The organism is Mesorhizobium sp. M7A.F.Ca.CA.004.12.1.1, from assembly GCF_003997835.1.
In the GTDB taxonomy this organism is placed as follows: Bacteria; Pseudomonadota; Alphaproteobacteria; order Rhizobiales; family Rhizobiaceae; genus Mesorhizobium.
Map to the genome: position 1 here is coordinate 1 of NZ_RZRK01000052.1, position 14,406 is coordinate 14,406.

General features: G+C 62.1%; 13 protein-coding genes and 1 tRNA gene. 8 read left to right on the forward strand and 6 right to left on the reverse strand.

The features are described from left to right. The first annotated feature begins 154 nt into the window (after positions 1-154). Positions 155-1,132, forward strand: a complete 978-nt coding sequence (locus EN984_RS04750; protein ID WP_127273394.1) for an alpha/beta hydrolase — start codon at positions 155-157, stop codon at positions 1,130-1,132. 98 nt (positions 1,133-1,230) lie between these two features. On the opposite strand, the gene hisN is transcribed toward EN984_RS04750, so the two are convergent. Continuing rightward, positions 1,231-2,004, reverse strand: coding sequence for a histidinol-phosphatase (gene hisN, locus EN984_RS04755; protein ID WP_127270523.1), 774 nt, complete (start codon positions 2,002-2,004; stop codon positions 1,231-1,233). Between the two features lie 325 nt (positions 2,005-2,329). After that, the gene (locus tag EN984_RS04760; RefSeq protein WP_127270521.1) at positions 2,330-3,271 is read right to left on the reverse strand and encodes an N-formylglutamate amidohydrolase; all 942 of its coding nucleotides are present in this window, start codon (positions 3,269-3,271) and stop codon (positions 2,330-2,332) included. 163 nt (positions 3,272-3,434) lie between these two features. On the opposite strand from EN984_RS04760, the gene EN984_RS04765 reads away from it, so the two are divergent. Further along, positions 3,435-3,797, forward strand: coding sequence for a response regulator (locus EN984_RS04765; RefSeq protein WP_006199474.1), 363 nt, complete (start codon positions 3,435-3,437; stop codon positions 3,795-3,797). 116 nt (positions 3,798-3,913) lie between these two features. Continuing rightward, positions 3,914-3,988, forward strand: a tRNA-Val gene (locus EN984_RS04770). 194 nt (positions 3,989-4,182) lie between these two features. Here EN984_RS04770 and EN984_RS04775 read toward each other — a convergent pair. The 3 genes from EN984_RS04775 to EN984_RS04785 form a co-directional block, all read right to left on the reverse strand. Then, complete coding sequence (locus EN984_RS04775) at positions 4,183-4,578, reverse strand: hypothetical protein (protein WP_127270519.1); 396 nt, start codon at positions 4,576-4,578, stop codon at positions 4,183-4,185. 14 nt (positions 4,579-4,592) lie between these two features. Beyond that, positions 4,593-4,952, reverse strand: coding sequence for a lysozyme inhibitor LprI family protein (locus EN984_RS04780; RefSeq protein ID WP_127272393.1), 360 nt, complete (start codon positions 4,950-4,952; stop codon positions 4,593-4,595). A 315-nt stretch (positions 4,953-5,267) separates the two neighbouring features. Continuing rightward, positions 5,268-5,474 (reverse strand): hypothetical protein, encoded by a 207-nt coding sequence (locus EN984_RS04785; RefSeq protein WP_127267240.1) that lies wholly within the window; start codon positions 5,472-5,474, stop codon positions 5,268-5,270. A 408-nt stretch (positions 5,475-5,882) separates the two neighbouring features. On the opposite strand from EN984_RS04785, the gene EN984_RS04790 reads away from it, so the two are divergent. After that, entirely contained in the window at positions 5,883-8,150 is a 2,268-nt protein-coding gene (locus EN984_RS04790; RefSeq protein WP_127272392.1) for an alginate lyase family protein, read from the forward strand. A gap of 157 nt (positions 8,151-8,307) precedes the next feature. Here the strand turns inward: EN984_RS04790 and EN984_RS04795 are convergent, their stop codons facing one another. Then, the gene (locus EN984_RS04795; RefSeq protein WP_127267242.1) at positions 8,308-9,462 is read right to left on the reverse strand and encodes a dihydrodipicolinate synthase family protein; all 1,155 of its coding nucleotides are present in this window, start codon (positions 9,460-9,462) and stop codon (positions 8,308-8,310) included. A gap of 240 nt (positions 9,463-9,702) precedes the next feature. Here EN984_RS04795 and EN984_RS04800 point away from each other — a divergent pair, with 240 nt between their 5' ends. The 4 genes from EN984_RS04800 to EN984_RS04815 all read left to right on the forward strand — a co-directional run. Then, entirely contained in the window at positions 9,703-10,761 is a 1,059-nt protein-coding gene (locus EN984_RS04800; protein WP_127267243.1) for a LacI family DNA-binding transcriptional regulator, read from the forward strand. Further along, the gene (locus EN984_RS04805; RefSeq protein WP_127383649.1) at positions 10,758-12,359 is read left to right on the forward strand and encodes an acyl CoA:acetate/3-ketoacid CoA transferase; all 1,602 of its coding nucleotides are present in this window, start codon (positions 10,758-10,760) and stop codon (positions 12,357-12,359) included. The genes EN984_RS04800 and EN984_RS04805 overlap by 4 nt, the downstream gene beginning before the upstream one ends. Then, positions 12,352-13,128 (forward strand): enoyl-CoA hydratase/isomerase family protein, encoded by a 777-nt coding sequence (locus EN984_RS04810; RefSeq protein ID WP_127267245.1) that lies wholly within the window; start codon positions 12,352-12,354, stop codon positions 13,126-13,128. Before EN984_RS04805 ends, EN984_RS04810 begins: the two co-directional genes overlap by 8 nt. Before the next feature lie 10 nt (positions 13,129-13,138). After that, positions 13,139-14,406, forward strand: a 1,268-nt coding sequence (locus EN984_RS04815; protein ID WP_127383650.1) for an aldehyde dehydrogenase family protein, incomplete at its 3' end; no start/stop codon positions are given.

Here is a 14,406-nt window from a genome sequence, read left to right on the forward strand (position 1 = left end):
GGCCGGAAGCACGCTTTCAAGCGGCTTCCGGCCTTCCCTGATGCAGCCTCCCCTTCACCGGGAATTCCTTGGCTTTTGGCGCATGGGCGTCTATCACCTTAGCGGAGCCGGCCAGCGCAGGCGGGCATGCGAGACGCCGAGCACGAAGCGCCGAATGACGGATCTTTTCACCGAAAACTCCCTTTTTCACGAAATCGAGGGCAATCCGCGGCCGGAAAATGCCACCGGCGGCTTCTTCACCACGCGTGACCGAAAGAATATCCGCTACGGCCTGTTCGGCGCGGTCGCTCGCCCGATGAAGGGCACCGTGGTCCTGCTCACCGGCCGCAACGAGTGCATCGAGAAATATTTCGAAACCATCCGCAACCTTGCCGATCGCGGCTTTGGCGTCGCCACGCTCGATTGGCGCGGCCAGGGCGATTCCGACCGGCTGATCCGCGATCACCAGCGCGGCTACGTCAGCAGCTTCCGCGAGTACACCGCCGACCTCGAACAGTTCTTCGAGGAGATCGTGCTGCCCGATTGCCGCGGACCGTACTACATCCTCGCCCATTCGGCAGGTGCCTTGATCACCCTGCTTGCCGCCCCATCAATGGTGAACCGCATCCGGCGCATGGTGCTGATCGCGCCCTTCCTGACGCTGCCCGACCTGCCGGTCTCGATCTCGACGGTTCGCCGCGTCTGTTCTCTGTTCTGCGCTCTCGGCCTCGGCCGGCTCTACGCCGCCTGGGGTCCGCGGCCGAGGGTTACGGCCCCGTTCGAGACCAACAAGCTGACATCGGACCCGGAGCGCTATCGGCGCAACACACGGATCTATGAAGAATACCCGCAACTGGCGCTTGGCGGGCCGACGATCCGCTGGCTGCAGGCAGCCGCGAAAGCATCGGAAGCCGTCAGCGACCCCGATTTCATGGCTCGGATCCAGGTCCCGCTGCTGATCATCGCCGCCGGCGCCGACCAGGTCGTCTCGACCAGGGCCGTGGAAGCCTACGCCAGGCGTCTGCGGCTCGGTTCGCTGCTGATGATCGATGGCTCCCGCCACGAAATCCTGCAGGAAGCCGACATCTACCGCGAGCAATTGCTCGCCGCCTTCGACGCCTTCATTCCCGGCAGCGACGACCCCACAGCCTGACGGGCGCCGGTCGCTGGCCCGCTCCCCAAGGGGTGCCGCCGGCAGTAAAACGACTGCTTCAAGCGGTCGGCATCACCTGAATGGCGGCGGACGCTCGTTTAGCCGCGCAGGGCGGCCATGGCGGCGGCATGAAGTTCCGGCGTCGCCGCGGCGAGTACATCGCCGCCCTGTTCCGCCGGCCCGCCGTCGAATGTGGTGACGACGCCGCCTGCCTTTTCGATGATCGGGATCAGCGCCACGATGTCGTAGGGCTTCAATCCGGGATCGGCGACGATGTCGACGCTTCCCGAGGCGATCATGGCGAAGGCATAGCAATCGGCGCCATAGCGGGCGAGCTGGATCTGTCTTTCGAATGCATCGTAACGGTTGCGCGCCTCGCCCTTGAACAGGGCCGGCGTGGTGGTGAACAGCGTCGCCTGGTCCAACTTCGTCGTCTTGCGGGTCGTCAGTTTTCGCGGCCCGCCTGGCCCCTCATAATGGGAGCCCGAGCCGTTGGCGTAGAAAAGCTCGCCGGTGAAGGGCTGCGCCATCATGCCGGCAACGGCGTCGCCGTCGACCGTCAGCCCGACCAGTGTGCCCCACACCGGCAGACCGGAAATGAACGCGCGCGTGCCGTCGATCGGGTCGATCACCCAGACGTGCCGGCTTGAAATGTTCTCGCTGCCATGCTCCTCGCCTAGAATACCATGATCGGGATACTCAGCCGATATCAGAGCCCGGATGGCGCGCTCGGCCTCGCGATCGGCCTCGGTGACCGGATCAAAACTGCCCTGTTCCTTGTTGGCGACCGCACCTTGGGCACGAAAGCGCGGCAAGGTCTCCGCCGCTGCCGCCTGCGCGATGCGACGCATGAAATCGATGCTGATGTCCAACTGATTCTCCCGCGTTGCAGCATGCCCGAGCCCGGCTTTGCCGCCAATTTCGTGCCAAAACAAGGGTGTCGAGGATTTTTCCGCGACGGCATCTGTTGCCTGGATGTCACACAGGCGCCATCGAAACGCAATTTCCACATCAGAGTGAATTAAAAAAGGCTGAAGGTCGCTTGACATTTGTGCAGCGCACAATACCCTCAATCTCGGACAGGGTTTCCTGTCCATGCCCTCCTTGGGCGTTTCCTCCCTAGACTTCGACCGTATCGTGCAAACGATGCGGTCTTTTTTTATGGCGCCATTCAGTCCGCGGCCAGCGGCAGGTTGTTCACTCCGCGGCCAGTGGCAGGTCGATGAAATGATGGTCGGGCATCGACATCAGGTCGGCTGAGAACCGCGTCAGATCGTCGGCCAGCGCATCGAAGCCGGCAGCCTTCTCGAACGTCCGCTCGTTCATATAGAGCCCCCGGTTGACCTCGATCTGCAGCGCGTGCAGATGGCGCGCCGGGCGGCCATAGTGCTCGGTGATGAAGCCGCCGGCATAGGGCTTGTTGTGGGCAACCGAATAGCCCATGGCGCTGAGCAGGCCGATCGCGGTCTCGGTCAGGGCGGCCGTTGCCGAGATGCCGAAACGATCGCCGATGATGAAGTCGGGCCGCTGGCCGCTGTCGCCAACCCGGATGCTCGCCGGCATCGAATGACAGTCGATCAGCACGGCAAAGCCGAACCGCGCATGGGTTCTGGTCAACAGCCGCTTCAGCGTCTCGTGATAGGGCTTGTAGACGGCCTCGATGCGGGCGACCGCTTCGGCCAGCGGCAAGCGGCCGGAATAGATGTCGAGCCCCTCGCCGACCAGCTTCGGCACCGTGCCCAGCCCGCCGGCCACCCGTGCCGAGCGGATGTTGCAGAAGGACGGCACCGGCTCGGCGAACATGCGCGGATCAAGCTCCCACGGTTCACGGTTGACGTCGAGATAGGCCCTCGGGAAATTCGCCGCCAGCAGCGGTGCGCCGAGCGCGACGGTCCCGCCGAACAGCTCATCGACGTAGCAGTCCTCGGACCGGCGGATGGCGTTGCGGTCCAGCCTTGCCATGGCAAGGAAGCGCTCCGGATAGTAGCGGCCGCTATGCGGTGAGTTGAAGAGGAAGGGGACGCGCTGCTCGACGCCCGACCGGATTTCGAAGGGTGGAAAGACCGAAAAATCCTCGGCTGCCGTCTTCAATTTGAACGAACCCGAAAACACCAGTGCATCATGATGTGAAAGTGCCACCTTGCAAGCCTCGTGTCCAGCATTTCGGCCACAGCACACGCCCGGCAAATATGGATCATCCCCGTCAGCGTTCACTTGATGTTTACCCTCACCTCCTCATATACAGGATGGTTAACGGGCTTGCCCAACGGCAACCTCGGGCGGGTGATTCGGACGGGATATCATGGCACGCATTCTTCTGGCGGAAGACGACGACGATATGCGTCGGTTCCTCGTCAAGGCGCTGGAGCGCGCCGGTTACCAGGTCAGTGATTTCGACAATGGCGCCAGCGCCTATGAGCGGCTGCGCGAGGAGCCTTTCTCGCTGCTGTTGACCGACATCGTCATGCCGGAGATGGACGGCATCGAACTGGCGCGGCGTGCCACAGAGATCGATCCTGATCTGAAAGTCATGTTCATCACCGGTTTCGCCGCCGTTGCGCTGAACCCGGATTCCAAGGCGCCGAAAGACGCCAAGGTGCTGTCGAAGCCCTTCCACCTGCGCGACCTCGTCAACGAGGTCGAGAAGATGCTGCAGGCGGCCTGAGCCCTTTTCTAGGCGAGGCGCCGCACCTCTTCGCCACTGCGGCGAGACGACGCCTTCTTTCCTTTTTCCTGCTATTGACGCGCTGGATCAAAAATGGTGTATGCGCGGCTTCGGATGGGCGTGTAGCTCAGCGGGAGAGCACTGCATTGACATTGCAGGGGTCACAGGTTCAATCCCTGTCACGCCCACCATCCAACCAGACAAGCAGATCTTGCATCGGCATTTCCCGGCTGGTTCCCCAGAGGTAGAGCGGTTCGCATAGGTTGACTTATAGCCTGCACCTGGCGCAACGCCGCATGCAGTGCTTGAGCTTGGCGAACGGTTTGTCGATTTGGGCTGAGGTCCGGACTATAGGGGCAGGAAGAAGAGCCCTTGCGAAGCCAGCCTACTGGTCATCGTCATCGCCATTGTCTGGATTGTCGACCAAACATCCCGCGCCGTGACACCCTTGGTAATTGCCTTGAGTGTCGAAATTCGGATTGCCGTCCTTGTCGTAACTCGGCCTTGGGTCGATGTAGCTGTCGTTCTTTCGACGCGCTTCCTTGCGATCCTTGTCTCTCTGTTCCTGCGCGGCTATGCGATCCATTGAGCGCTGCTCGTCTTCTGAACGTTGTGAAGTCTGTTGCATCATGCAGTCGGCAAACCTGTTGGTTCCTGGCCTATAGCCGTAAGAAGCGCACTGTTGCTGATCCATTGCGCGCTGATCCTCAGCGCTGACGCAACCAGCAACCGCCAACGGCACAAGCGCGATCAGCACATATCTCATCTTGAAATTCGGCATTTTGTCACTCCAGATCATTCTGATGGCACCGGGCAAGAGAGGTCACCCTCCTGGCAGTTCAGGTAGGCCCTCAACTGCCTGGTGCGAGCCTTGGTCAGTTCAGCTTGACAAGCAGCGGCAACCATCGGCGCCGCGGAGCCACCATCGTCACCGCTGGATTGAAACGTGCATTCGGCGTTGCGGAACGCAATCCACGCTCTCTGCGCTTTCACCAACCGTGCCTTGCCGTCGGAATCATCCGTAAGCCGCTTCTGGATTTGCTTGAAGGTTTGGTTCAACGCCTGATCGGCTCTTTTGAAGTCCGAAGCTGGATCAGCCAGAGCCGCAGTGGCGGCGAACGACAGCATGGCGACGCCAGCAAGTAGAAAACGCATGATTGTATCCCCGGAATGAAAACAACCACAAGTAAGCACGCATGGGGGCAGCCGACAAGCACCGAAAAACCGTATAGTAAGCAAAGGGTTGTCGGGTTCAACAACGCAGGACGGACGAGGCTGGGGCCGTGAGGTGATATGCGGGGAATGGCCGCCACAAGCTGACGTCAAGATTTGCCGTTTCGCCATTGTCGTGGGCGGCGCCGGCGAGTTTCGCAACCCGGTCCTGGCAGACCGGACGCCGGACGCAAACGCCGTCGCGGAAAGCTGTGCGCCCGTCCCGGTGCTGACCGGGACGGGCGACGGGCAATCAGATCATTGCGGCTCTGGATCAGGCGTATTTCCCGGCCTGTCGCCGCCGCCCTTGCCTTCACGGCAAGGCTCGCCGATGCCGCAGCATTTGCCGTTGTAGGTGACGCCGGGCTTCAGCTTGTCGCATTCCCTGGGAGCGGTTGTCTTGCAGCCGGCCAGCACCGAAACGGCGATGGCGGCCAAAAGGACGTTTCTTGAAACAGTAAACATCAGACGTTCTCCTTGATGGACCATGTTTGGACACATCGCTTGGTCGCGCCTCGGGAGAAATTGGTTCACAAGAAAATTGCGATCACCGGCGGAATCTTTTTGCGAGCTTGCCTTCGCGTGAAGGCGCATCGCCGATGCCGGGGCATTTTGCCATGCTATGTGGTTTTCGGATTTGATTTATCGCATTGTCTTGTCGGCGTTGCCTGCAACCTGCCGTGACCGATGCAGCAGAACCGTAACAGGACATTCGCAACATTGCAGGCGAGAGACGTTTTCCATGATTGATCGCGTTGGACAATTCAGGGCTTGGTCGCCTCACACTCAGAAATGGTCCAGGATCGAAGCCGGAATGGTTGGCGAAACTGCGCGCATTCCCGAGGCGGTGATCGGGTCTCCTTGCGTGCCGTCATGAGTTCACAGTCCAGAAGGGAAAAACTGTCGCCTTGGCCGAAGATACATCGCGAACTGAACCGTGTGCGCACGCAATTGCAGTCGCCGTGGTCGACATTGGGCAACGCGCTCATTTCCGCAAAGCAGAACGCTGAATACCGACGCGAACTCGGCAAGCGGATCGAAGCCGCCCGCGAGACTTACACGGCGTCGCCGATCTCGCAGATTGCCGACAGCTTCATGCTCGTCCGGATCATCGGCAATGATCTGGAACCGCGACACCGCAAGGGCCAGTCATTCGACAACGTGCTGTTCATTCTGGACAACGAACCGGTCTTCGACGCCTGCGAAAAATTCTGGATCGTCAATCGGATAGTCGACACCGACGAGGAAGCCCGGATCATCGGCCTGCTCGAAAGCCGCCGCCAGAATTTTCACACAATCCCCTTCGAACTCGATGCGTACCGGAAGATATCCTGGGACGTCGACCAGCTTGTTGCCGGCGACCTCAGATTCTCAGAGAAGGGCCGGGCGAGCGGAAAGTCCGCGCGTTACGAAACGCACATCCGCCGCAGCAAGAACCTCTATGTGATGAACAACAATGGGGCTCGCAACGCCGCGCTCGCGATTGCCCGCGGCAGGGCAAAATGGCTGATGCCCTGGGACGGGAACTGCTACCTGACAGGCTCTGCGTTCCAGCGGATACGGTCCGCGATCGAGAGAAACCCGCACCTTCCCTACGCTGTGGTGCCCATGGCGCGTATTGTCGACAATGCGCTTCTGCTGGACCAGAGCTTCCAGCCGCCGGCCGAGGAAGAGCCGCAGATCATATTTCGAGCCGATACCACGCAACTGTTCGACGAAAACTATGGCTACGGAAGGCGGCCAAAAATCGAGATGCTGTGGCGGTTGGCAGTTCCCGGCCCCTGGGATCGCTACCGCGACGACGCCTGGGATTTTCCACGCCCGGTCCGGGCAGCGGATGCCGGGCTGCTCCAGAAAGCGGGCTGGGTGGCGCGCCTGGATTCAGGACGTTCGCATCTGGAGATCGGCAAGGCCGGCTTCGTCGCGCGTCTGGTCAGCCGCGACCAGGCGATCGTCGATATGGTCGATCAATGTGACGCCAAGGCAGTCGCCGCTCGGCTTGATACCTCCCGCCTGGCTTTCTATGACGAAGACGCCCTCGCCCACGCGGTAAAGGACGGACCCATCCTGCGCTATCTCGAAACCGCGGCCGGTCAGGCACTCGCCCGCGGTCCGTTCAGCGTGCTCGACAAGACTGGCCGAGCCCCCAGCGGGGATCCCCAGGACTATTTTCACCCGGCGCCTTACTGGTGGCCCGACCCCGACAGACCCGATGGCCTGCCCTATATCAGGCTCGATGGCGAACGCGTGCCCGGCACGGCATTGTATGCAGCAGGAAGCGAAACCTACGATCGCACACGCTTACAGCGCGTCTTCGACGACACAACCGTGCTTGCGCTCGCCGCAACCGTGCTTGATGGACGTCATTACGCCGTCCACGCCGCGAGGCTCATTCGCGCATGGTTTGTCGATCCCAAGACAAGAATGAACCCGCATTTGCGCTATGCGCAGGTGCGGTCGGGCCACGACAACAATGAAGGGGCCGGCTACGGCATCATCGAGCTGAAGGATTTCTATTTCTTCCTGGATGCCGTACGCTTGATCGAGCGAACAGGAGTACTGGGCGACGAGGATCGCGAGGCGTTCAGAGCCTGGCTCGGTTCCTACTGTGAATGGCTGGACACCGCGCCGGCAGCCGCGACGGCCTTCTGCAGCAGCAGCAACCAAGGAACGTACTACGATTTGCAGCGGGCATCGATCGCCACATTTCTTGGCGACAGCGCCACCCTGGCCAAGATCAGCCTCTATGCTCGGGAGAGATTGGCGACCCAGATCGCAGCCGACGGCTCCTTGCCCAGGGAACTGTCCCGCACGCGCCCCAGGCACTACGCCATGTTTACCTTGCAAGGCTGGACGTCGCTGGCCCGTGTCATGTCTTCGGTTGGTGACAATCTCTGGCAGCACAAGACAGCCGAGGGACTGGGACTGGTCCAGGCGCTGCACTGGCTTGTTGCGCACGAGAACAAGCGACACACCATGTCGGCCGAAACTGTCGATCCGGATCGGCTTGGGCCGCTGCTTCTCGACCTGACGCATCATGATCCCGCAGGGATGCCACCTGCCGATCTGGGAAGGGCGGCCAAGCCCATATTTCATCCAGACGAGGCAATCGCGCCTTTTTGGCTGTGGCGAAGACGTTAGAGCAGTTCACCGTTTCACGGAAACGGCGACCCGCTCTAACTCCTTGTTTTTAAGCAATTCCGGACGGAAAACCGTTTCACACTTTTCCTGGAATTGCTCTAGGGACGTCCGGCATTCCTGGCCTGTCACGTCGATGATGAGAACCACTTTCCCGAAATCAAACGCCCGCGACGGTGCAAAGGCTCTTCATTCTGGCCACCGCCAGATCGGGATCAGCGAGCAATCCGGCCTGGTCGGCAAGGCGGAACACGTCGGCATAGTGACGGATGCCGCGCGCCGACTGCATGCCGCCGACCATCGCAAAATGGTCCTGATGGCCATTCAGCCAGGCCATGAAGACGATGCCGGCCTTGTAGTACTCGGTCGGCGCCTCGAAGATTTTTCGCGATAGCGGCACGGTCGGCGCCATCAAGGCGTCATAGCCGGCGCGGTCACCCTCCGCCAGTTTCGCCAGCGCTGCATTGGCGACCGGCGCAATCGCGTCGAAAATACCGAGCAGTGCGTGCGAGTGTCTTTTCTCGTCGCCGGCGATCAGTTCGGGATAATTGAAATCGTCGCCAGTGAACATGACGACGCCGTCCGGCAGACGGTTCCTCAGCGCGACCTCCTTGCCGGCATCGAGCAGTGAGATTTTTATCCCCTCGACCTTGCCAAAGTGGCGTTCGATGATGGCAACAACTGTATCGAGAGCAGTCTCGAAATTCTCGCTGCCCCAATAGCCCCTGAGCGCCGGATCGAACATGTCGCCCAGCCAGTGCAGGATGACCTTGCCGGATGCCTGGGACAGGATGCGGTCGTAGACGCTGACATAGTCGTCCGGCCCCTTGGCAACTGCCGCCAGTGCCCGGCTGGCCATCATGATCGCCTTGCCGCCCAAGCCTTCGATGAAAGCGAATTGCCGCTCATAGGCGGTGACCACATCGTCCAGTGTCCTGGCGGCGGCGGGCGCCAGATGGTCGGTCCCGGCACCCGAGGCGAGATCGGCGCCATCGACGGTACGCGCCTCGGCGATCGAACGGCGAATCAATTCCTGCGCGTTTGCCCAGTCGAAACCCATGCCGCGCTGCGACGTGTCCATCGCTTCGGCGATGCGGAATCCCAACCGCCACAGATGGTGACGGAACGTCATCGTCCTGTCCCAGTCGACCACCGGCCTGGACCACGGATCGGTCATGGCAAGCGGATCGGCAACGACGTGCGCGGCGGCATAGGCGATACGCGAAAATCGCGCGCCGATGTCAGGCTGCACCGGTTCGCCGACCAGCGTGTACCGGGTGCTGCCGCCCCCCTCACCAGGCAAGGAAATGTCCATCGATCTCTCCCTTCGCAACGCTACTAGATGGAACGTTCCAATAAATCAAGAACCTTTAAGATTCGAACTCCACGGCAGGAAGAATGCTGCATTGCAACACAAAAGCCTTATGGAGCAAGCCATTTGAGTACGCACGATCGGCATTCGAGACGCGAGAAAAATCCCGATTGACTCACGACCGGAGCAGAGATTAGAACGTTCCAATACTTTTGGACCTGCAGTCGGGGAGGATGCATCTGGATGGCCAACCGGGCCAAGGCGACGATATTCGACATCGCCCGCGAAGCAGGCGTGTCCAAATCGACGGTATCGCTCGTGCTCCAGGGCAGCGGGCTGATCCGGCCCGAAACAGCGAGCAAAGTGCGCAAGGCGATCGAGGATGTCGGTTACGTCTACAACCGGGGCGCCGCCAATCTGCGCAAGGCGCACTCCAATGTCATCGGCATGGTCATCAACGATCTCACCAATCCTTTCTTCGCAGAGCTGGCGGTTGGCATGGAGCGGGTCTTCCAGTCGGCGGGCATCGTGCCGTTCATCGCCAACACGGCGGAAAATCCGGTGCGCCAGGAAGAAGTGCTGAAATCGCTGATGGAGCAAGGCGTCGCCGGCCTCATCGTCTCGCCGGCTCGCGGCACGACGCCGGGCGCCTTCAGGCGGATCGAGACGGCAGGTCTGCCGGTGGTCTTCGCCATGCGCCGGCTTCCCGAGAGCCGTATTCCGGTTATCGCGCCCGACAATCATCGCGGCGCCTATCTCGCCACCGCCCATCTGATCGGCAAGGGACATCGCAGGCTGGTCTTCTTCGGCGGTTCGTCCGACCTGGTGGTCTATCACGATCGGCTTGGCGGATTTCGCGAAGCCTGCGAGACGCAGGGCATCGCCGCCCGCGACGCACTGGTCGTCGAGGGCGAGACCAGCCGCAGAGGGGGTATAGGGTGTCTGGAAACCGCTCTCGCTATGGCTGAACCGCCGACCGCGGCGCTCTGCTTCAACGACGCTGTCGCCTTTGGCGCCATGCTGGCGCTGCGCAAGCGCGGGCTTGAGCCGGGAGTTGATTTCGCCATCGTCGGTTTCGACGATGTAGCCGAGGCCGAGCACTATATGCCGGCGCTGACCAGCGTCGCGGTGGACTCGGCCGGCCTCGGCGAACGCGCCGCCCATGTCATGCTGAAAATGATCCAGTCGCGCACCACGCGGGCCGAGGACCATATCGGCGCGGTCAATCTGGTCGTCAGGGAAAGCTGTGGCCCGGATCGCCGCACCCGAAACAGGACGGCCGGTTCGGGGATCATGAATTGAGCAAGGTCGTTTCGGCAGCGCAGGCAGCGGGCCTGATCAAGGACGGCATGGTCGTCTCCGTGTCGTCGTCGAGCGGTCTCGGCTGTCCGGACGCGGTGCTTGCCGCGATCGGCGAACGCTTCGAGGAGGAAGGCCACCCAAAAAATATCACCACACTTCACCCGATCGCCGCCGGCGACATGTACGGCATCAAAGGCATCGACCATCTGGCCAAGCCCGGCCTGCTGAAGCGTACTTTGTGCGGCTCCTACCCGTCCGGCCCCTCCTCTTCCGAACCGCCGCAGATCTGGAAGATGATCGGCGACAATTCGGTGGCCGCCTACAACGTGCCGTCCGGCATCCTGTTCGACATGCACCGCGAAGCGGCCGCCAAGCGGCCGGGCGTGCTGACCAAGGTCGGCCTCGACACCTTCGCCGACCCGCGCCACCAGGGCTGCGCCATGAACGCCGCCGCAAGCGAGCCGATCGTTTCGGTGCAGCAGTTCGACGGCGAGGAATGGCTCTATTTCCGCTCCATCGTGCCGCAGGTCTCGATCATTCGCGCCACGTCAGCCGACGAGCGCGGCAACCTCACCTACGAGCATGAGGGCGCCTATCTCGGTGGCCTCGAACAGGCGCTCGCCGCCCGTAACAATGGCGGCATCGTTATCGCGCAGGTCAAGCGCGTCGTCGAAAACGGTACGCTGAAACCGCATGACGTGCGCGTGCCGGGCGTCCTGGTCGACCATATCGTCGTCGCGCCCGACCAGTTGCAGACGACGCTGACACCCTATGACCCGGCGATCTCCGGAGAAATCTTCCGGCCGCTGTCGAGCTTCCGCACGCCGGAGATGAACGTCCAGAAAGTGATCGCGCGCCGCGTCGCCATGGAGTTGCGCGACGGCATGGCCGTCAACATCGGCTTCGGCATTTCCGCCAATGTCCCGCGCATCCTTCTCGAGGAAGGACAGCACGGCAAGATTACCTGGGTGATCGAACAGGGCGCGGTCGGCGGCGTGCCGCTGCTCGACTTCAAATTCGGCTGTTCGTCGAACGCCGACGCCTTCATGCCCTCGCCGCACCAGTTCATTTATTTCCAGGCGGGCGGCTTCGACGCCTCGCTATTGTCCTTCCTGCAGATCGACCGCCATGGCTCGGTCAATGTCTCGAAGCTTTCGGCGCTCCCGCATGTCACGGCTGGTGCCGGCGGCTTTGTCGACATCACCGCGCGGGCGAAGAAGATCGTGTTTTCCGGCTTCTTCAACGCCGGGGCAAAACTCTCATTGGCCGATGGCGGCATCCGCATCGATCAGGAGGGCAAGGTCAAGAAGGTGGTCAACGAAGTCGAGCACATCTCGTTTTCGGGCAAGCGCGCAGTCGCGCAGGGACAGGACATCACCTATGTCACCGAACGCTGCGTGATGAGGCTGACGCCGGAGGGCCTGGTCGTCACAGAACTCGCACCCGGCATCGATCTGCAGCGCGATGTGCTGGCGCAGTCGGAAATTCCGTTGGGCATTGCCAAGAACCTCAAGACGACACCGGCAGCCCTCTATCAGGAGCAACCGATAGGCCTGTCGCTGAATGGCGGCGCCTCGCTTGGAGGCGCGCATGGCTGAGCACCTCGTCACCTTTGAAACCGACGGCGCCATCGGCGTCGTCACGCTGCGCCGGCCGGAGAAATTCAACGCGCTGGACATTCCGATGCTGCGCGCGTTGGAGACGGCGCTTGACGCGGCCGAGATGGCCGAGGGCGTCCGCGTCGTGCTGCTGCGCGGCGAGGGCAAGGGATTTTGCGCCGGTGGCGATGTTGAAGCGTGGGCGCGGATGAGTGCCGCCGATTTCCAGGTGCAATGGGTACGCTACGGCCACCGCGTCTTCGACCGGCTGGCGCGGCTCAGGCAGCCGACCATCGCCGTTTTGTCGGGCCATGCACTGGGCGGCGGGCTCGAACTGGCTGTGGCTTGCGACTTCCGCGTGGCCGAAACACAGGTAAAATTGGGCTTCCCCGAAACCTCGATCGGCGTCGTTCCGGGCTGGTCCGGCACGCAGCGCGCCGTGCGCCGCTTCGGCGCGCAGACGGTGCGGCGCATGGCGCTGGGCGGCGAGATCTTTCTCGCCCCTGAAGCACTGGCCTTGGGCATTGTCGATCGGGTGGTCGAGACCGGCAAGGCGCTGGCTAATGCACAGGCGTGGGCGGAAAAGATCGCCGAGCGCGGGCCACTGGCGACGGAAGCCGCCAAGCTGATGATCGCGGTCGCCGAAGGCGAGGAAAGTGCCGCCGCCACCGAAGCGCTGGCCAGCGGCTTCATCGCCCTGACCGGAGATCTCAAGGCCGGCGTCGATGCCTTCAAGGCCAAGCAGAAGCCGGCCTTTTCGAGATCCTAGAGGAAAACAGATGAACGCCCCACTCAAGATCGCCATGCCGGCCGAGGCGGCTGCGGCACCGAAAGCCTACAGGCTGCTGATCGACGGCAAGCATGTCGATGCCCGCGACGGCCGCACGATTGCTCGAAATAGTCCCGGCCACGGCTTCACCGTCTCGCACTACGCACAGGCCGGCGAGGCCGAAGTGGAAGCCGCTGTGCAGGCCGCCCACAAGGCGTTCGAGACCGGTCCATGGCCGCGCATGAGGGCAGCTGAGCGTGCCGCGATCCTGCTCAAGGCGGCTGACCTGATCGAGGCGCGGCTTGAAGACATCGCCCGGCTCGACGCGCTGGAATCGGGCAAGCCGATCGCCCAGGCGCGCGGCGAGATCGGCGGCGCCGTTGACATCTGGCGCTATGCCGCCTCGCTTGCCCGCACGTTGCATGGTGAATCCTACGCCAATCTCGGCGATGCCATGCTGGGCGTCGTCCTGCGCGAGCCGATCGGCGTCGTCTCGATCATCACTCCATGGAATTTCCCGTTCCTGATCGTCAGCCAGAAACTGCCCTTCGCGCTCGCCGCCGGCTGCACGGCGGTGGTCAAGCCTAGCGAAATGACCTCGGCGTCGACCTTCGTGCTCGGCGATATCCTGATGCAGGCCGGCCTGCCCGCCGGCGTAGTCAACATCCTCGCCGGCTTTGGTGCCGACGTCGGCGCGCCGATGGTCAGTCATCCCCTGGTCGAGATGGTGTCGTTCACCGGCTCCACCCGCGTCGGCAAGATGACGATGGCCTCGGCCGCGCAGTCGCTGAAGAAAGTCTCGATGGAACTCGGCGGCAAGAACGGCCAGATCGTCTTCCCCGACGCCGACCTCGAAGCGGCCGCCGATGCGGCGGTGTTCGGCGGCTTCTTCAATGCCGGCGAGTGCTGCAATGCCGGCAGCCGGCTGATCGTTCACGAGGCGATCGCCGACGATTTTCTCAGCACCGTCAAGGCGCTTGCCGCCAGGGTCACGGTCGGCGATCCGCTCGATGACCAAACCAAGGTCGGCGCGATGATCTCGTCCGACCATCTGAAGAAGGTGGCCGGCTATGTTTCTGCCGCTGAAGGCGACGGCAGCCAGGTTTACAGCGGAGGCAAGCAATTGGCCTCCAATGTCGGCCAATATCTTGATCCCACCATCATCCGCGGCGTTACCGAGGAGATGGCCATAGCGCGCGAGGAAGTGTTCGGTCCGGTGCTCTCGGTGCTGACTTTTGAATCGATTGAAAAGGCGTTGCACATCGCCAACAACACGCC

Coding starts and splice junctions, on each gene's coding strand:
- EN984_RS04750 (WP_127273394.1), top strand. CDS start 155: ATGACGGATCTTTTCACCGAAAACTCCCTTTTTCACGAAATCGAGGGC.
- EN984_RS04765 (WP_006199474.1), top strand. CDS start 3,435: ATGGCACGCATTCTTCTGGCGGAAGACGACGACGATATGCGTCGGTTC.
- EN984_RS04775 (WP_127270519.1), bottom strand. CDS start 4,578: ATGCCGAATTTCAAGATGAGATATGTGCTGATCGCGCTTGTGCCGTTG.
- EN984_RS04780 (WP_127272393.1), bottom strand. CDS start 4,952: ATGCGTTTTCTACTTGCTGGCGTCGCCATGCTGTCGTTCGCCGCCACT.
- EN984_RS04785 (WP_127267240.1), bottom strand. CDS start 5,474: ATGTTTACTGTTTCAAGAAACGTCCTTTTGGCCGCCATCGCCGTTTCG.
- EN984_RS04790 (WP_127272392.1), top strand. CDS start 5,883: ATGAGTTCACAGTCCAGAAGGGAAAAACTGTCGCCTTGGCCGAAGATA.
- EN984_RS04795 (WP_127267242.1), bottom strand. CDS start 9,462: ATGGACATTTCCTTGCCTGGTGAGGGGGGCGGCAGCACCCGGTACACG.
- EN984_RS04800 (WP_127267243.1), top strand. CDS start 9,703: ATGGCCAACCGGGCCAAGGCGACGATATTCGACATCGCCCGCGAAGCA.
- EN984_RS04810 (WP_127267245.1), top strand. CDS start 12,352: ATGGCTGAGCACCTCGTCACCTTTGAAACCGACGGCGCCATCGGCGTC.